The following is a 16,503-nucleotide window of genomic DNA, read 5'->3' as shown; positions in this document are numbered from 1 at the left end:
AGATCCGATGAACGACAAGACCGTGCTCGTCACCGGAGCGACGGGCAACCAGGGCGGCGCGACCGCGCGGGCCCTGGTCGGGGACGGCTGGGCGGTGCGGGCGCTGGTCCGCGACCCGGCCGCCCCCGCCGCGCGGGAACTGGAAGGTCTCGGCGTCACGCTCGTCGCGGGCGACCTGGACGACGCCGGGTCGCTGCGCCGCGCGATGGAGGGGGCCCACGGCGTGTTCAGCGTGCAACCCCTGGCGTACGAGCCGGAGACACTGGCCGCCGAGGTCCGCCGGGGCGTCGCGGTCGCCGACGCCGCCCGCGACGCCGGGGTCCGGCACCTGGTCTACAGCTCGGTCGGCGGCGCCGAACGCGGCACCGGCATCGACCACTTCGAGACCAAGGCCGAGATCGAACGGCACGTCCGCGCCCTCGGCCTGCCCGCCACGATCTTGCGGCCGGTGTTCTTCATGGACAACCTGCTGCACTACGCCGACGCGACCGGCGAGCGGGTCATGGAGCTCCCGGTGCTGCCCGACCGGCCGATGCAGATGATCGCCTCCGACGACATCGGCCGCATCGCCGCCGCCGCGTTCGCCGCGCCCGCCGAGTTCGTCGGTGCGGAGCTGGAGATCGCCGGGGACGATCCGTCGTTCGCCCGCGTCGCCGAGATCTACCAGCGGGTCACCGGCGTCCCGACGCGGCTCGTCCCGCTGCCGATCGAGGAGCGCATGTTCGAGTGGTTCGCCGAGGACGGCTACCGGGCCGACCTCGGCGCGCTGCGCGGGCGGTTCCCTGGCCTGCTGACGTTCGAGGAGTTCCTGACCCGCCGACTCGGCCGGGCCTAACGGACGCGGTCCCGTTCCTGGTCGCAGGAGCGGGACCGCCCCCGCCGCTCGTGCAGCACCGGCGTCGTGCGCTCCACCACGTGCCCGACCGGACGCAGCAGGAGGTGGACCAGCATCACCGCCGCCGTGCCGATCGCGGCGAACGCGAGCTGCCCGGCCGCCGCCAGGCATCCCACGGCGGCCGAGCACCAGATCGTCGCGGCGGTGTTGAGGCCGCGCACGCTCGCGCCGTCCTTGATGAGCACACCCGCGCCGAGGAAGCCGACGCCGCTGACGACGTAGGAGGCGACGCGGGTCGGGCTCTCGACGTCCACGACGACGACCGAGTACAGCACGAACAGCGTCGCGCCGGTGGCGACCAGGGCGTTGGTGCGCAGGCTGGGCAGCCGGGCCCGCCACTGGCGCTCCAGCCCGAGCACGGTGCCGCAGGCCGCGCCCACGGCGAGACGGGTCACGAAGTCGAGGGTGGTCAGCGTGGCCATGAGGGGTCTCCCTTCGAGTGCGGGACCGACGCGCGCATCGGCGGCACGCGGGACCGCGCCCGTCGGGGCGGGGTGCGCGGGGAAGGCGGATGCGGCGTCAGCGGGTCGGACGTGGAACGCGACTGGGAGGCGCGTCGTCGCGAGGCCGGACAAGGGTCGTCGACATGACGCTCACCCCCTTCACCGACGGGAATCCGGGCCGTACCGCATCGAGGCTAACCATCAGGAACCGCCACTTCCGCCACAAAAGCGCACATCTGACGGTCTTTTTACGCGTCCTTGGCGGCCGTCGGCCGCACGTCGGCGAGGGCGCGGGCGAGCCCGTCCACCGTGGCGGCGCAGACGAGCCGGGGCGGCGCGGCCGTCAGCGCCCACCACTGCCGCGTGTGAGCGCCCCACCAGCACGGAACGCCGGGGAACCGGCGGCGCAGCTCGGCGACGCTCATCTCGCGTTCCGGGGAGCGCCGGGCCAGCGCCCCCGCCACCAGCGGCCCGAGCAGATCACCCACCCGTGCGGCGGCGGTCACGGCGTCGGCCCCCAGCAACCTGCCCGTACTCGACCGGTACCACCACCGCCCCGGAACGGCCCCCTCCTCCAGCGTGACGGTCTCCCCCAAGATCGGAACGGCCGGGGAGAACACCCGCAGCACGGGACCAGGTAGCAGCCGGACCGACCACCCGGCGCGTTCCAGCTCGTGGCCGAGAACGGCCAACGCGTCCGCCCCGCTCACGGCCTGCTCCGGCGGGCGGCGCGGGCGCGCTCGACGTCCAGCGCCTTACGAAGCTCGTCGGCACTCGTACGGATGACGGTCGGATCGACCCCTTCGCTGCTATCCCGAAGCGTCGCGACCCAGTCCCCCGGTAGCCCGTCATAGCGAATAGCCCGCCAAATGCGGTGCCCGGTATATAGGGCGCGAAGCCGGGCGAGTTCTGGTTCGTCGGCGGGGCACTGCTCGTTCATGAAAGATCGCCTCACGAGGAACGATTTCTCTCGGTCACCACCCAGAGCCTCCCGTGACCGGGTTATGGTCGGGAAGAAGCGGAAGCTCAGCCCCGAAAAGCCCGCGCGCGCCATTCGAAACCCGACCAGGTTTCCATCCGGAGGTCCCGATGCCCCGCCGCCCCCGAGACCCGGGCGTCCCCCGCACCCCCGTCCAGCACTTCGGCGCGGAGCTGCGCGCCCACCGGGACCTGGCGGGCCAGAGCCGCGCCCAGCTCGCCGCCAGGATCGGCTACTCGTCGGTGTGGATCGGCCAGATCGAGAACGGCAAGGAGTCCCCGTCCAAGGAGTTCGCCCAGGACTGCGACACGTTCTTCGGGACGAACGGCCTGTTCTTCCGGGGCTGGGAGTGGATCCAGCAGGTCGCCGAGCTCAACCTCCTCCCGCCGGGTTTCCCGGACTTCCTGGAACGCGAGGCGGAGGCGGCCTCGATGCACATCTTCGAGACCATGGTCGTGACGGGCCTGTTCCAGACCCCCGAGTACGCCTACGAGGTACTGAAGTCAGGCAAGAAGCCCGAAGTGGTCGAACGCCTGGTGGCGACCCGCATGGAACGCCAGCAGATCCTGGACGACGAGGATCCGCCGCACATCGTGGCCATCTTCGACGAGTTCGCGATCCGCCGCCCGATCGGCGACACCGAGACCAGGCGCGGCCAGCTCCGACGACTCATCGAGTTGTCGGAACGTCCCGAAATCACACTTCAGATCGTGCCGTCCGAAGCAGGCGCGTACCCAGGGCTTATGGGGGCTTTCACGATCCTGAGCTTTACTGATGTGGCTGATGCCGTCCATTTGGAAGGTCATATGGGCGCGCAGCTCTTGGATCATCCCGATGCGGTGAGAGAACATGAGCTACGGTTCGATTTGATCAGGGGCGCGGCTCTCTCCACGAGCGGCACCCTGGAGTTGCTCCATTCGATCTTGGAGAGCCTATGACCGGGCTGGACTTGTCCAACGTGCAGTGGCGCAAGAGCAGCCGCAGCGGCGACACGGGTGGCCAGTGCATCGAGCTTGGCAGCGTCTGGCGTAAGAGCAGCCGCAGCACTGACACCGGCGGCGCGTGCATCGAGCTTGGCGGCACTTGGCGTAAGAGCAACCACAGCAGCAACAGCGGCGGGCAGTGCGTTGAGCTCGCGAGCTTTGCGCCCACCATCGCCGTTCGAGACTCCAAGGACCCGAACGGTCCCAAGCTGCTCTTCCCCGCCGCGCAGATGGGGGCGTTCTTCCAGAAGATCAAGGCGGGCGAGTTCGGCGCCTGAGGAGGTGCGTCACTCGGTCAGCGTCGCCGGGGTCGTGGTGAACGATGACGCGGGGCGTTGTGGCGTTGGTTTTCCGTTGCCGGGCGATCGGTGGCGAACTCACGACGAACGATGAGGTGCGGGCGTTCCGCTGGGCTGCGTTCGCCGACGTCCCCTCGCTCATGGACGAGGCGTATGCGGTCCGGGTGTTGGATGCGTTGCGCGCCGATGGCCCGGCCTGTCCGGTGCGCCAGCACGACGGCGTGAACCTCGTTCCGTGAGGTCGTTCCCTACCGCATGGGTGCGTCGCTCGGTGAGCGTCACCGACGTCCCGATCTGGTCGGTACGTGGGTCCCGACCGTGGTGGGACAAAGGCGGAAAAGTGCCGGGACGCTGATCACTGCCGTTTGAATTTCCCCTCTCTTAACGTCGTTCGCGTCGGGGGGCGTTCGCAAGAGAGGGGCTGGTCATGGCCATCGGGTGGAAAATGAGGACGGCCGCCGTCGGACTCACCACGGCGGGGGTCCTCGCCACGGGGGCCGCCACGGGAACGGCGTCGGCCGAGACGCGTGTCATGAACGCCGTGTTCGTCAACGAGATCTCCTGCTCGCTCGGCCTGGTCACGGCCACTCCAGGGGACAGGAACGCCACCTGGTCCACGCAACCGCCCACGACCATGACCAGTTGGGGCACCTGGTCGGTGAGCGCGGATCCCGGCCTGTGGGGATCGGTGAGCGGAAGCGTCGAATACGTGACCAAGCAGTGCGAGTATCCCGAGATGAACGGCATCTCGGTGCGTTACACCTGGAAGCTGACGGCGACCGGCATCAATTACTACGGCGGCTCGGTCAGTGACAGGAACCTCATCGCGGGTCTGAACAAGGCCCATTACGGCCTTAACCCGCTCTTCATCCTCACACCGCGTATCGGCTGAGCAGCCCATGGCGGCCCCGTTCCCGTCCGGTTCGGGAGCGGGGCCGTCCGGGGCCGGCCCGGGAGACTCGTTCCGTGAGGTCGTCGGGCGAGGGGCGTCACTCGGTCAGCCGGGTGTTCCGCCGCGGGTGATGGGCCTCGGGTCGAGTGTGCGGGCGATCTGGGCCAGAGCTCGGGTGGCGGCGCTGGCGCCGTCGGTGGTCCAGAGGAGGGCCCACTCGGTGGGCGGGGCGTCGTGGATCGGCACGAACGTGACGCCCGGATAGCTGTAGTACCAGGTGACGTGCTCGTTGAGCGGGCAGACGACGTGTCCGCCGGCGACCAGGGTCAGGACCTCGTGGAAGGTCCGTGGAGCGGCGGGTCCGCGCGGGATCGGCCGCCCGGAGGGGGTGCTCCAGGGGACCATCGCCTCGATCCAGTACTCGGGAACCTGGGGGCCGGTGCCCGGCACGGTGTGGTCGGCCAGGTCCTCCAGCGAGACCGACTCCCGGCCCGCCAAGTCCGAGTGCGAGGGGACGGCCAGCACGCGCCCCTCGGTCAGCACCACGGGTCCGGCGGTGATGTCCGCCTCGCGGACCGGCAGCCATGTCACCTGCGCGTCCACCCGGCCCGCGCGGAGGGCGGCGAACGGGTCACTGAAGTGGATCTCGACCATGTCGACGGTGCAGCCGGGGTACTCGGCCCGGAACTTCCCGATCACCGGCTGCATCTCGTTCCCCAGCGCGCCCATGACACCCAGCCGCAGCGGTCCGTGCACGCCGCGTCCGGCGGCGATGGCCTTGGCCAGCGCGTTCTGGATGCCCCGGTGGTGGGGTTCCAGGTCATCACGCAGCTGCCGGCCGAGCGGGGTGAGGTCGACGCGGCGGCTGGTGCGCGCGAACAGCGGCGCGCCGATCCGGCGTTCCACCCTCTGGACGATACGGCTGACCATCGCGGCGGACAGATGGAGCCGTTCGGCCGTGCGGCCGAAGTGCAGCTCCTCGGCCAGGACGAGGAAGACCTCCAGCTCGCGTCGTTCCACCCCGCACCTCCCTCCCGTCACCCTATTGCTGCACCTTATGCAAGGGTCGCCGCCCGATCGGCCATCGTTTCCCACGGCTTCGAGGGTGATCGGAAACCAGTCGGCGGATCATGCACGCGGTTCGCCGCCGAAGTGCGCGGCGTGTTCGGCGGCCCACACCTCCAGGGGCGTGGCGGGCGTCCCGGTGATGTCGCGGACCGTGGAGCTGACGGCCGGGGGCGGGGTCGCCGCCATCGTGGCGTAACCGGCGAGCAGCTCATCGACGAAGCCGTCGGGGAAGTCCGGATCGGCCAGCAGCCGGGCGCGTTCCTGTTCCGGTGACAGCTCCCGCCAGCGCAACGTGCGGCCGATCGCCTCGCCGATCACGCGGACCTGCTCGGCCTGGGTCAGCACCTCCGGCCCGGTGAGCGTGTACCGGCGTCCGGCGTGCCCGGACCCGGTGAGGGCGTGGACGGCCACCGCCGCGATGTCGTCCTCGTGGATCGGCGCCATCGCCAGCGACCCGAAGGCCCCGCACACGGTGTCGCCCGCCCTGATCTGCTCGCTCCACCACAGCGTGTTGGCCATGAACGTGCCGGGGCTCAGCACCGTCCACTCCATGCCCGAACGCTCGATCAGCCGTTCCACCGTGGCGTGCCAGCGGGCGACCGGGTTGGGCTGCTCTTCGGGCGCCAGCCCGGGACGGGCACCGCCGCCGGTCATGAAGACGACACGGCGCACGCCGCGCTTCAGCGCGTCCACCAGGGGACGGGCCGGTTCCGCCGAGTGGAACGGCCACATCAGGAACGCCGCCTCGACACCGTCGAGGACACCGGGCGCCTCAAGGTCCGGCGTGACCACCTCAACGCCGGGCGGCAGCTTCGCGGTCTGCGGGGTGCGGCTCGTGGCCCGCACGGCGGCGCCGTCCCGCGCCAGCCGCTCGACCACCCTTCTGCCGACGTTCCCGGTGGCGCCGAAGACAAGGTAAGTGCTCATGCCCCAACGATCACGCCGCCCCGGCACGGCACGCAGGCCACAGGCCATGAGGTGGCGATAAGCATCATGTGAAGATGGAATATGGCGAAAACCAGCCTGCTGGACGCGACGGATCACGCTCTCGTGCACGCGCTCCATCTCGACGGCCGCGCCTCCTTCCGCACGATCGCCCAGGTACTGGGCACCTCCGAGCACACCGTCGCCCGCCGTTACCGCAGGCTGCGTTCCCACGGCACCCTGCGGGTCGTCGGCCTGCTCGACGGCACCCGGTCCGGGCACACCTCGTGGTCGGTGCGCCTGGTCTGCGCACCGGACGCGGCCCGTCCGATAGCCGAGGCGCTCGCCCGCCGCGACGACACCGTCTGGGTGCGCCTGCTGTCGGGCGGCACCGAGATCGCCTGCGGCGTCCAGGGCGACAGCGACCAGAACGGCGAGGCCCTGCTGCTGGAGAAGCTGCCGCGAACCCCCCGCATCGTCGCCATGTCCGCGCACGCGACCCTGCACATGTTCGCCGGATGGCGCAGCCGGGTCACCGCGCTCTCCGACGAGCAGGCAGAACGGCTCCGGCCGCCCGCGCCGCGCGAGACGGAGATCTCCCTGAACGAGCGGGATCACGCCCTGCTGCGCGTGCTGGCCCGGGACGGACGGGCCGGGCACGGCGAGCTGGCGGCGGCCAGCGGGTGGTCGCAGAGCACCGTGCGCCGCCGTCTCGACCAGCTGCGTTCCAGCGGCGCGCTCAGGTTCGACGTCGAGATCCCCGCCCACGCCCTGGGCTACCGCGCCGAGGCATGGCTGTGGATGAAGGTGGAACCGTCGGCCCTGGCCTCGGTCGGCACCGCACTGGCCGCGCATCCCGAGGCCGACGTGGTGGCGGCCACCACCGGCCCCACCAACCTCATGGCCGGGATCACCTGCCGCGACACCCAGGACCTCTACCGCTACCTCACCGAGCGGGTGGCGCCGCTCGACGGCGTACGCGAACTGGAGACCGCGCCCGTGATCCGCACGGTCAAACGGGTGGGCGCCGTCCTGCCCTGAACCTCACCCCCACCGCCCGACCCGGCTGGTAATCGACCGGACGATCCAGCGCGTTGCTCAGCACCTCGGCGATGTCCTGGCCGTGACTCGGACGGCGACGTCGGCCAGATCCTCCTTGGCCACGACGGACCAACCGCACTCATGAGTGCGCCGTCTTGCAGGCCGACTTCGCCAAGGGAAACGGCTGGATCAAGCGGTGGCCGGGACGTCCCGGTGGGACGGGGTGTCGCGGCTGGTCGGGGGGCCGGGACGTCCCGCGCGGTCCCGTCCGCCGGGCAGGCTCTACCCGATCGCTGCTCCCGCTGATCAGGATCGGTGGCACCCGGCGGCACCCACCGCCGCCGATCCACTCGAACCTGGGAGCAGTCATGCGCACCACCCTTGCCACCCGGGCCGGCCTGCTGGGCGTCGCGGCCGCCACGACCCTGACGCTGGCCCCGGCCCCCGCCCACGCGGCCCTCACCCCGCCCGCCCTCACTCCGGTCGCCCCCACCGTGGCACAGCCCAGTGCCGCGGCCGAGCCGGACGCGGGTGCGGCGGCCCTCAAGTGGAGGACCATCCAGCACAAGTCGCAACTGGCCAAGGTCACGGGGAGCAAGAACTGGAAGCGCAAGAGGCACGTGCGCGTGATCCAGGTCCACGCCCGCTGCTGGGGCAACGACACCCGGCTGACGGTCGAGCTGCAGTACAAGCGCCGCGCGGCCCTGGGCTGGGCGGTCGCCAAGAAGGGCCGGTGGAACTGCGACGGCGGTTACCGCACCGTGCGCATCCACAACGCCGGGCACTCGGAGTACCGCGTCCACTTCTCCGTCGGCCGCAAGCACACCATCGAGTGGTGGTTCCAGTACTACGACTGAGCCCGCCAGCCCCCAAGCGGACCGGCGTCGTGAGCTGCGCTGTCTCGGCTAGAGACGGCGGCCGCGCCGGACCGAACACGGCGGTTGTCTACGTCTTCGTCTGCGCCCCCGCGCGCGCCTGCACCTTGAGGGCGGCGCGTAGACGAAGACGTAGACAACCGCTGAACATGGCGCCGGACGCGGCGGGCTGGAAGTGCGGTTCTGTCCGGGCCGGTCCCCACCCCGCCGCGCCGGAGGTTCAGCGAGGGCTCGTGAGAGTGCTGCTACTTCCACACCACCCACAGCTCGTAGTCGTCGCCGGGGAACTAGGACTCGACGTACTCGTACTGGGCCGCCGGGACCGGAGCTTGGACGACGGCGGGAGCAGCCTGGGCGGGGCCGGCCACCACCGCAGCGGAGGCCAGCAGTTTCGTGACCGTGCGCATGGCGTATCCCTCCATGTAGGCCCTCTCAGCCGCAGGGATTGACGGCTGCTGAAGGCACCGGCCCGCAATCGGTGGGGGCTGGTGGAAGCACCATCAATCACGCCCTGGCCACCCAGCCAGGCCAGAAGCCGTTCATGAACGTACGCACCTGTACGCGCGCTCGTTCGAGACAGCGTTGCCCCAGCTTCCCGGGCTTTCGGCTGTGGATCACGGGAAGGAACCCGGGACCGAAACCACGTGATCGCAGGCCGGAGCACTCCCGAGAGGGACTGCGCGGCGCTGACCTGCGCAGACGTCGTTCCGGGCCGGATGGCCAAACCAATCAGAGCTTGGATTCTGTCTGGTATGGCCGCCGGGCCCGCCCCGACGGCGACACCGCCACTCCGGGGGTGGCCGGATCCGGGGCGGCGAGATCTCCCATCACCTGTTCACGAGATGCTACAAGGCAATTACACGAGGTTACTGGGAGAGTGTCCGCCCTGTGCGTCACCACTCCCGCCGCCTCGGCCACCCCCGCCCGCTCCACCCCGGCGGCCTGCGACCAGTCAAGTGCGCGTTTGAAAGTGCACACCAGGCCCTACCCCACAGCTCCGGTCGCCGGCCTGCCGAAGCCCGGCCAAGTCGTGAGAGCATCCCCCACGACCGTCAGGGGATACAGGCGGCTGGAGCGCCCCTTCCCCCTGCAGGACCACTCGCCGATCAGCCTCTTGCGAGACGGCCGCCAGACCGGCGGGGACGCCCCGCCCCAATCGTCAGCCCGGCCCGCATGCGGTGGGCCGGGGCGACGAAGTCAAAGCAGCCCGTATTCGGCGGCATGGGTGGCGGCGGAGCCGACTCCTGAGCCTTCTCAGCAGTCCCCTGGAGGCCGCCACACCTGCGGTGCAGCAAAGGTGATCACGAGGGTTGAAACAGCTTCTGGCGGGCCTTGCGGCGGCCGAGCCTGTCCAGGAGGGCGCGGAAGCCTCTGATCATGAAGGAGGGGTCCCCGCCACCCTGGAGCGACTGGGTGCCGATGAAGTCGGCGTTGGGGTTGTGGCGTCGTTCGTACTCGGCGTTGCTCTGACCGGGAAGGCGCTTCTCAGCCGCGGGCATCGGTCCTCACACGGTCGCAGTGATCCTTCACCCCGGACCAGGACAAATATGATCTTCATAACGGACCGGCGCCCGCTTCCACAGATCGTCAGGGGCGGGCCGTGTAGCTCCGTACGGGCACCGGCGGGATGTCGGCCAGGCAGGAGGTGTCGCCGGTCCGCAGGTTCCGGATGAAGCCGCTCTCGATGCCCGCCACACAACCGCTCGGCTCCTTCTCTGCCACGTGCCCCACGTTGGGCACCTCCACCACGGTGGCGTGGCGGAACTGGCGGGCGGCCAGCCGACCCTCCTCGGTAGGCGTGTTCGGGTCCATGTCGCCGGACACCACCAGCACCGGCACGTCGGGGAACGGCCCGCCGGTCGGCTGGACCGGGCCGTGCCGGTCGGGCCACCGGACGCAGGCGTCGCCGATGCCGGGGGAGGTGCTGGTCCACGCCCGCTTGCCGAACGGCCAGAACGCCCTCTCCGGCAGCGCGGCGCGGTTGGCGGTGAACTGCCGCAGCCGGGCGCTCACCGGTGCCCGGCGGTTCCAGAGCTTCGGATAGTCGTTGCATGTCACGGCCGCGGCCTGGTCGGGGTTGAACGGCTGCTCCTCCCGGTCCCGCCGGGCCGTCGAGCCGCTCATCGGGCTCAGCCGCCGGGCGGCCTCGACCAGCGGGGCGGTGTCGCCGCGCAGCGCGGCCTGCACCATGGCCGGGATCTCGCCGATGCCCTCGGGGGCGCTGGTGGCCGAGTCGTGCACGATGACGGCCAGCGCGGTGTCGTCCAGCAGCCGGTTCTCGCCCCCCAGGGTGTACGGGACCGGCTGCTCGCGCAGCCGCTGCGCGAGCCGCGAGATCTCGCGCAGCACCTGGCGGCCGTGGCAGGCGTCCGCGCTGCGCTCGCACATCAGCTCGATCGCGCGGCGCGCGGCGCGGACGCCGGGGCGGCCCCACATGTCCAGGGTGAGCGGGTACGCGCTGGACAGGACCATCGAGCGCACCCGGGTCGGGTGCCGTTGCGCGTAAACCGTCATGAGGTAGGTGCCGTACGACTCCCCGAGCAGGTCCAGCCGGTCGATGCCCAGCCGGGCCCGGACCGCGTCGATGTCGTCGGCGATCTCGGCCGAGGTGTACCCGCGGCTGCGCGGCCCCAGCGTCCCGCCGCACTCGCCGATCATGCGCACGAAACCGTCGCGCGTGGGGGGCATCCTGGTGATCCCGCAGTCGACCGGGCCGGACCGGTTGACCCCCCGCGGGTCGACCAGCAGCAGGTCGAAGTCGTCGAGAAGGCCGCCGAACTTCTGGGCGTACATGGCGGCGAGCGCGAACGGGGAGTCACCCGGGCCGCCCGGATTGACCGCGATCGTCCCGGCCGCGGGCCGGGAGGCGTTCCGGCGCCGGACCACCGCGTAGGCGACGCTGACGCCGCCCTGCTCGGGGTGCGCGCGCACCAGCGGAACCCGCAGCGTGCCACACTCGGCGCGCGGGACCGGCAGGCAGTCGGCCGGGTCGTCCGGCGCCGTCTCCGCCCGCAACGCCGGTGCCACCGCCACGGCGCTGATCGCGGTGAACGCGGTCGCGAGGGCGATCGCCTTCCTGAAGATCTTCTTCATGGCGCGAGCCTCGCCCGCGTGCGGCCGATCGCACATCACCCCGCACGGTGAACCGGCCACCGGGACCCGGGAGGGAAACCCATGACCTTCGGCATCCCGCGCCTCGCCGACGGTGCGCCAGCCGTACTCCCGCCCGTTCCAAGACCGGCCCGCGCAGGGACGTCGGCATCATTTCGCGCCTGATCACTTCGCCGGGTACGGTCGCGGGAGTTCGCGCCGCGGGAGCCGTGAGATACGCGTGGCCCCCGGCGGTCCCCACGCTGAAAGTAGGTTCCACCATGGCATGCCGGATCGGTGAGCTCGTGCTCGGTTGCCGTGACCCCGAGGTCCTGGCGCGGTTCTGGTGCGAGGTCCTGGACTTCGTCGTGCTCGACCGCGCGGAGGACTACATCGAGATCGGGCCGCGCGAAGGGTTCGGCGGCCCGCAGCCGACGATCGTCCTCAGCCGCCGCGACGAGCCGGAGAAGGGGAAGTCCCGGCTGCACATCGACGTCAACCCCACCGACCGCGACCAGGACGCCGAGCTCGAACGCCTCCTGGCGCTCGGGGCGCGCCCGGCGGACATCGGCCAGACCGGCGAGGAGCAGTGGCACGTGCTCGCCGACCCCGAAGACAACGTGTTCTGCCTGCTCAAGGCCCGCATCCCCGAGCTCTGACGCCCCTCGTCGGCAACGCGGGCCGCGCCCGGGTCCCCGCGACGCCGTCCGGGTGAAGATCGGCCCATGAGGCGTTCCGATCACCCCGCCCGGACGGCGCCGGCCTGTTTTCATTTGGCCACAAAGAGTGACTGTCGGCCGGATGATGCGATCGATCACGCTGTTTCGCGTTTTCGCCGGTCAGAGCAGTGGCCTTCAGGCGATGTCAACCAAAAGTGACTTCGCCAATACTCTGGGAAAGTGACGATGCACCGCGCGGGCAGATGTGGCGGTGGGCGGGTGTGACGGAGGGTGGCGCTCGATGTCCCCTCACACCAAGGAGTTCCCACCATGCACCGTCGTCCCGCAAGCGCCGCCGCCCTGGCCGCTCTCACCGCCGCGGTCGTCGCCGCCCCCACCGCGGTCGCCGCGACGACCGGCGACACCGCCCACCGGAAGGCGGAGGTCACCGACGTCCGGGAGGTCCTCAACCGCAGGTCCACGCAGGTCCAGCTCTACAAGGGCGAGGACCAGGTCTCCGTGACGGTCCCGGCCAACGGCCGGTGGGCCGGATCGATGTGGATCCCCTGGGTCGGCAACAACGCCGAGATGGGGAAGAGCATCACCGTCAGCTGGGGCGGCACCACCCGCTACTGGGTCTTCCAGGACTACTGGAACACCCAGAACCAGGTCAGGTACAGCACGACCAACAGCTACCAGAGCAGCCTCCCCGTCCCGGGCAGCAGCACCGGCGGAGGCCGGAAGAGCCTCATCGTCCAGAGTGACGGCTCGCTCTACCTCCAGGCCGCCGCCTGACACGCCGACCGCCGGGCGACCGCGGGAGTGACCCGTAGGACGCACGGGAAGGCCCCGCGCCCTCTGACGGCGCGGGGCCTTCGCGCGGGCCCGTCGGCCCGACGGCCATAACAAAGATCGCCAAATGGCATCATGAGGTCATGTACGGCCTCCTGCGTCACCCGCTCATGGCCGTCCTCTGCCTGGTGGGCGGCCTCAACATGGTGGCGTGGGGCATCGCGGGGGCCGTCCTCCTGGCTCCGGACGGCGACCGCGACCTGCGCCTCTACCGGGCGGCGGCGCGCTGCCCGTCCGCCCCGTCCGGGCCCGCCGAATGTCGCTGGACGCAGGAGTTCACCGTGGTCGGCGTCCGCCTGACCACGTCGAGGTACGATCCGGACTCCGCGCGCCTGCGGGACGCCGGCGGCTCCGAGCAGGAGGTCGCCACCGACAAGGACCTGCTGGCCGGTCTCGACAAGGGCGAGCGCGTCACCGGCACGGTCTGGCGCGGCCGGATCGTCGAGATCTCGGCGGACGGTGAGACCCGGAAGACCGCCGCCGCCCCGGACGACCTGCGCGCGCGATTCCTCATCGGCGCGCTGGTGATCGTGCCTCCGGGCCTGCTGGCGACGGTCGCGGCCGCCTGGCGGCTGGCCCGCTTCCGCCGCCCGGAGCCGACGCCGGGCATGGTCGCCGCCATGGGCCTGGCGTTCGCCCTGGGCTTCATCGGGCTGCTCTCCCCGGTCTTCGCGGCCGGTGAGGAGGAGGACTTCTCCAACACCCTGGTCCCCTGGCTCATCATGGCCCCCATCGCCCTCGTCGTGGCCATCGGCTACGCCGCCCACCTGCGCTCCGAGAACGCCAAGCCCTCCTGATGGCGGGAGCGGTGGAACGAGGTCAGACGCCGAGGTCCCGGAGGATCTCGTCCACCCTCCGGCCCATCCGAGGAGACGCCCGGACGCGCAGCGCCGCCAGCCGGGCGACCGCCTCCCCCAGCCATTCCGGGTCGCCCAGCCGGTGCGCCGCCTTCGCCTCGACCGTCTTCTCGAACAGCTTCTCCACCAACCAGATGTGGGAACCGGTGTAACGGCGCCCGTGGTGGGTGTAGTCCGCCGACCAGTCCTCGTACGGATGGCGCAGCCACGCCCACACCGAACAGGCATCGGGACCGCCCACCGGCGGTGAGCTGCCGCCGAGCATGTCCAGCACGCCCGCGGCGCGGGTGGTCTGCCACGCCCACGCGGCGGCCTTCACCCTCAGGTTCACGAACCTGGACCACGGGACGACCGCGCGAGGCTGCGGCGCCCCGAACTCCCGGTGCTCCATGCCTTCGGCGGCGAGGACCAGGTACGAGCCGCCCGCCTGCTTCGCATCCCCGATGACCCACCGGTCGCCCACCCGTTCCAGTGGCCCCAGATACTCCGTCACGAGACCTCCCCTTTCACCGTCGTACGACCCGCCTGACCGTCGATGCCCTGACCGCTGTGCCGGCACGGCCTAGGACAGGCCCAGGGATCTGACCAGGTCGAGCATCTCGGCGCGGTAGAGGGCGGCCGGGTTGCCCGCGACGGGGCGGATGTGGCCGTCGACCTCCAGGGCCACCAGGCCGTGCATCCGGCCCCAGACGCGCAGCGCGAGCGCCGCCGCGGCGGGCGGCACGTCCGGGAGGTCCGCCCGGATCTTCGCGACGTAGTCCGGGTGGAGGTCGGCCCAGGAGGCGTCCTCGGGCTGGTGGCGTCGCGCGTGGGGCCACGCGGCGGCCACCAGGCGGGTGAGCTCGCGGCACACGCGGCGCGCCGTCTGGTCCACCGGCCCGCCCTCGGGGGGCCGGTAGCCGGGGATGGGGTTGCCGTAGAAGAGCCGGAAGCTCTCCGGGTTGGCCAGCGCCCATTCCCTCAGGGCCTCGCCCCACGCCACCAGACGGCCGCCGGGGTCGGTGTCGGGGACGGCGTCGCACGCGGTCTCCACCGCCGCCGCGAGCGAGGCGGCGATCCCGCCGATCAGTTCCGTGACCAGGTCGTCCCGGGTGGGGAAGTAGCTGTAGATCGCGCGCGGGGTCATCCCCATCTCGCGGGCGATGCCGCGCAGCGAGATCGCTCCGGGGCCCTCGTCGGCCATCTGCCGCAACGCGATGGTCTTGATCTCCCGGACCGTCTCCGCCCGCAGCCGTTCCCGGCGGCTCATCACGCTCACGCCGCGTTCGCCCTCCTCGGTGCCCACCTTGATCAGGTTAGCGGGATGCCGTACTCTCCACCGAGTCAAAAGTACACGCCGTGTCCAAAGGAAACGGGGAATACCGTGAGCGCCTATGTCGTCGTCAACATCGATGTGCTCGACGAGCGGGCCGCCCTGGCCTATGCGGCCGTGGCCCAGAGGTCCGTCCTCGACCACGGCGGCCGGTACCTGGTCGCGGGGCCCACACCCGAGCCCGTCGAGGGCACCTGGGACTCCGGCCGGTTCGTGGTCATCGAGTTCCCCGACATGGACCGGGTCCGGGAGTGGTACGACTCCCCCGAGTACCGGCGGGCCCGGGAAATCCGGGAGGGCGCGATGCGGGTGCGGATGCTGTTCGCCGAGGGAGCACCGCCCGAGGGCTTCTCCCTCCCGGCCTAGCTGAGCGAGTCCCGAGCCGTTGAGGTGCGGGCATGGCGAAGGGGGTTCAGGCTCGGTGACCGACCGGGGCGTCGGCCCCGGCTGACCGATGCCGAACCGCCGACCCTGGCGGTGGCCCAAGCCCTTGGACCTGGAGTCGCACGGCGGCCGCACCGTCCCTGGTGTGGCCGCCGCCATGAACGCGTCCGGGGTCCGGCCGGACGGAACGCGCGCTCCGTGCGGCACGGCTCGGATCGACGGGTCCGGCGGCAAGGGCCGTCCGAGCGGACCGGGAACCGGGACGGCGCACGGACGACACCGCCGTCGGGCGCGCGTTCGTCTCTCGGCTACTCCGCGTAGGGCTGGTCCTCTCCCTGGGCGCTGTAGCCGAGGCTCCAGACGTAGCCGTCGGGGTCGGCGAAGGAGCCGCCGTACCCGCCCCACGGCAGGTCACCGGCGGGCTTGAGGATCGTGGCGCCGGCCTTCCCGGCCTCCGCCATGATCTCGTCGACCCGCGCCTGCTCGCGCACGACATAGGTCAGCACCAGCCCGCTGAAACCGCTGCCCTCCGGGCTCGTGCCCACCTGCTCGGCCAGGCCCTCACGGCCGTAGAAGCCGACCGGCGAGGCCCCGTCCGACTCGAAGAACACCGAGATGCCCCAGTCGTTCTTGATCTTCCAGCCGAGCCCCTCGACGTAGAACCGCTTGGACCTCTCCAGGTCCTGGACGCCGAGAAGGATCGAGCTCACGTGCGCTTTCATGTCTTGTCTCCCTGCGTTCGAGGTGCCGCCCGGACACCCGCGTCGGGCCCGGCGGCCGCATCGGCGTCGATCACCCTTCGGCTGCTCTGCGAACGTCACGCTACGTACGGGACCGGGGCCGGTGCTTCTTGATTCCTGACCGATGCGGCCACCCGCGGGAGCACCGGGATCCGACGATGTGATCGTTCTCGGTTCCGGTCCCATCCCGTCCAGGGCGTGTTCCAAAGC

Annotated in this window: 20 protein-coding genes; 11 read left to right on the top strand and 9 right to left on the bottom strand. The window is 71.1% G+C overall.

The annotated features are described in order from the left end of the window. Nucleotides 1-7: 7 nt before the first annotated feature. Nucleotides 8-835: an NmrA/HSCARG family protein gene (locus AKI01S_RS29255; RefSeq protein ID WP_067824983.1), complete on the top strand. Its 828-nt coding sequence runs from the start codon at nucleotides 8-10 to the stop codon at nucleotides 833-835. Here the strand turns inward: AKI01S_RS29255 and AKI01S_RS29250 are convergent. Then, entirely contained in the window at nucleotides 832-1,317 is a 486-nt protein-coding gene (locus tag AKI01S_RS29250; RefSeq protein ID WP_084000357.1) for an MgtC/SapB family protein, read from the bottom strand. The genes AKI01S_RS29255 and AKI01S_RS29250 overlap by 4 nt on opposite strands. Nucleotides 1,318-1,586: 269 nt before the next feature. After that, nucleotides 1,587-2,048: a hypothetical protein gene (locus AKI01S_RS29245; RefSeq protein WP_067824981.1), complete on the bottom strand. Its 462-nt coding sequence runs from the start codon at nucleotides 2,046-2,048 to the stop codon at nucleotides 1,587-1,589. A gap of 379 nt (nucleotides 2,049-2,427) precedes the next feature. Between AKI01S_RS29245 and AKI01S_RS29235 the strand changes: the two genes are divergently transcribed. From AKI01S_RS29235 to AKI01S_RS29220, 4 genes are all read left to right on the top strand, one after another. Then, a complete protein-coding gene (locus tag AKI01S_RS29235) occupies nucleotides 2,428-3,255 on the top strand; it encodes a helix-turn-helix domain-containing protein (RefSeq protein ID WP_067824977.1) in 828 nt (275 codons plus the stop codon). Next, nucleotides 3,252-3,578: a DUF397 domain-containing protein gene (locus tag AKI01S_RS29230; protein WP_067824975.1), complete on the top strand. Its 327-nt coding sequence runs from the start codon at nucleotides 3,252-3,254 to the stop codon at nucleotides 3,576-3,578. The genes AKI01S_RS29235 and AKI01S_RS29230 overlap by 4 nt, the downstream gene beginning before the upstream one ends. A gap of 59 nt (nucleotides 3,579-3,637) precedes the next feature. Further along, entirely contained in the window at nucleotides 3,638-3,838 is a 201-nt protein-coding gene (locus AKI01S_RS29225; RefSeq protein WP_067824973.1) for an NUDIX hydrolase, read from the top strand. Nucleotides 3,839-4,026: 188 nt separating this feature from the next. Continuing rightward, a complete protein-coding gene (locus tag AKI01S_RS29220; protein WP_067824971.1) occupies nucleotides 4,027-4,491 on the top strand; it encodes a hypothetical protein in 465 nt (154 codons plus the stop codon). A gap of 105 nt (nucleotides 4,492-4,596) precedes the next feature. On the opposite strand, the gene AKI01S_RS29215 is transcribed toward AKI01S_RS29220, so the two are convergent. Together AKI01S_RS29215 and AKI01S_RS29210 are read right to left on the bottom strand one after the other, a co-directional pair. Further along, a complete protein-coding gene (locus tag AKI01S_RS29215) occupies nucleotides 4,597-5,511 on the bottom strand; it encodes a LysR family transcriptional regulator (RefSeq protein WP_157420225.1) in 915 nt (304 codons plus the stop codon). A 108-nt stretch (nucleotides 5,512-5,619) separates the two neighbouring features. Next, complete coding sequence (locus AKI01S_RS29210; protein ID WP_067824969.1) at nucleotides 5,620-6,486, bottom strand: NAD(P)H-binding protein; 867 nt, start codon at nucleotides 6,484-6,486, stop codon at nucleotides 5,620-5,622. A gap of 81 nt (nucleotides 6,487-6,567) precedes the next feature. Between AKI01S_RS29210 and AKI01S_RS29205 the strand changes: the two genes are divergently transcribed. Both AKI01S_RS29205 and AKI01S_RS29200 read left to right on the top strand, forming a co-directional pair. Continuing rightward, nucleotides 6,568-7,524: an Lrp/AsnC family transcriptional regulator gene (locus AKI01S_RS29205; RefSeq protein WP_067824968.1), complete on the top strand. Its 957-nt coding sequence runs from the start codon at nucleotides 6,568-6,570 to the stop codon at nucleotides 7,522-7,524. A gap of 368 nt (nucleotides 7,525-7,892) precedes the next feature. Beyond that, nucleotides 7,893-8,381 carry a hypothetical protein gene (locus tag AKI01S_RS29200; RefSeq protein ID WP_067824966.1) on the top strand — a complete coding sequence of 163 codons (489 nt, stop codon included), beginning with the start codon at nucleotides 7,893-7,895 and terminating at the stop codon, nucleotides 8,379-8,381. Nucleotides 8,382-9,700: 1,319 nt separating this feature from the next. Here AKI01S_RS29200 and AKI01S_RS29195 read toward each other — a convergent pair. After that, complete coding sequence (locus tag AKI01S_RS29195; RefSeq protein WP_067824964.1) at nucleotides 9,701-9,898, bottom strand: hypothetical protein; 198 nt, start codon at nucleotides 9,896-9,898, stop codon at nucleotides 9,701-9,703. A gap of 88 nt (nucleotides 9,899-9,986) precedes the next feature. Next, a complete protein-coding gene (locus tag AKI01S_RS29190; protein ID WP_067824962.1) occupies nucleotides 9,987-11,492 on the bottom strand; it encodes an alpha/beta hydrolase in 1,506 nt (501 codons plus the stop codon). Nucleotides 11,493-11,770: 278 nt separating this feature from the next. On the opposite strand from AKI01S_RS29190, the gene AKI01S_RS29185 reads away from it, so the two are divergent. The 3 genes from AKI01S_RS29185 (at nucleotide 11,771) to AKI01S_RS29175 (ending at nucleotide 13,797) form a co-directional block, all read left to right on the top strand. Beyond that, nucleotides 11,771-12,148 (top strand): VOC family protein, encoded by a 378-nt coding sequence (locus tag AKI01S_RS29185; protein WP_067824960.1) that lies wholly within the window; start codon nucleotides 11,771-11,773, stop codon nucleotides 12,146-12,148. Nucleotides 12,149-12,478: 330 nt separating this feature from the next. Beyond that, on the top strand, nucleotides 12,479-12,943 hold the full coding sequence (locus AKI01S_RS29180; RefSeq protein WP_067824958.1) for a hypothetical protein: 465 nt from the start codon (nucleotides 12,479-12,481) through the stop codon (nucleotides 12,941-12,943). A gap of 140 nt (nucleotides 12,944-13,083) precedes the next feature. Next, entirely contained in the window at nucleotides 13,084-13,797 is a 714-nt protein-coding gene (locus AKI01S_RS29175) for a hypothetical protein (RefSeq protein WP_067824956.1), read from the top strand. Between the two features lie 22 nt (nucleotides 13,798-13,819). Here AKI01S_RS29175 and AKI01S_RS29170 read toward each other — a convergent pair whose 3' ends face one another. Both AKI01S_RS29170 and AKI01S_RS29165 read right to left on the bottom strand, forming a co-directional pair. After that, a complete protein-coding gene (locus tag AKI01S_RS29170; RefSeq protein WP_067824954.1) occupies nucleotides 13,820-14,350 on the bottom strand; it encodes a hypothetical protein in 531 nt (176 codons plus the stop codon). Nucleotides 14,351-14,419: 69 nt separating this feature from the next. Further along, entirely contained in the window at nucleotides 14,420-15,142 is a 723-nt protein-coding gene (locus tag AKI01S_RS29165) for a TetR/AcrR family transcriptional regulator (protein ID WP_245681823.1), read from the bottom strand. A 78-nt stretch (nucleotides 15,143-15,220) separates the two neighbouring features. Between AKI01S_RS29165 and AKI01S_RS29160 the strand changes: the two genes are divergently transcribed. Further along, nucleotides 15,221-15,535 (top strand): DUF1330 domain-containing protein, encoded by a 315-nt coding sequence (locus AKI01S_RS29160; RefSeq protein WP_067824952.1) that lies wholly within the window; start codon nucleotides 15,221-15,223, stop codon nucleotides 15,533-15,535. A gap of 326 nt (nucleotides 15,536-15,861) precedes the next feature. On the opposite strand, the gene AKI01S_RS29155 is transcribed toward AKI01S_RS29160, so the two are convergent. Next, on the bottom strand, nucleotides 15,862-16,275 hold the full coding sequence (locus tag AKI01S_RS29155; protein ID WP_067824950.1) for a VOC family protein: 414 nt from the start codon (nucleotides 16,273-16,275) through the stop codon (nucleotides 15,862-15,864). Nucleotides 16,276-16,503: the final 228 nt, after the last annotated feature.

It is taken from the genome of Actinomadura kijaniata NBRC 14229, assembly GCF_001552175.1.
In the GTDB taxonomy this organism is placed as follows: Bacteria; Actinomycetota; Actinomycetes; order Streptosporangiales; family Streptosporangiaceae; genus Spirillospora; species Spirillospora kijaniata.
Note: the sequence above shows the minus strand (reverse complement) of the source record. Positions and strands in the feature narration are given on the sequence as shown.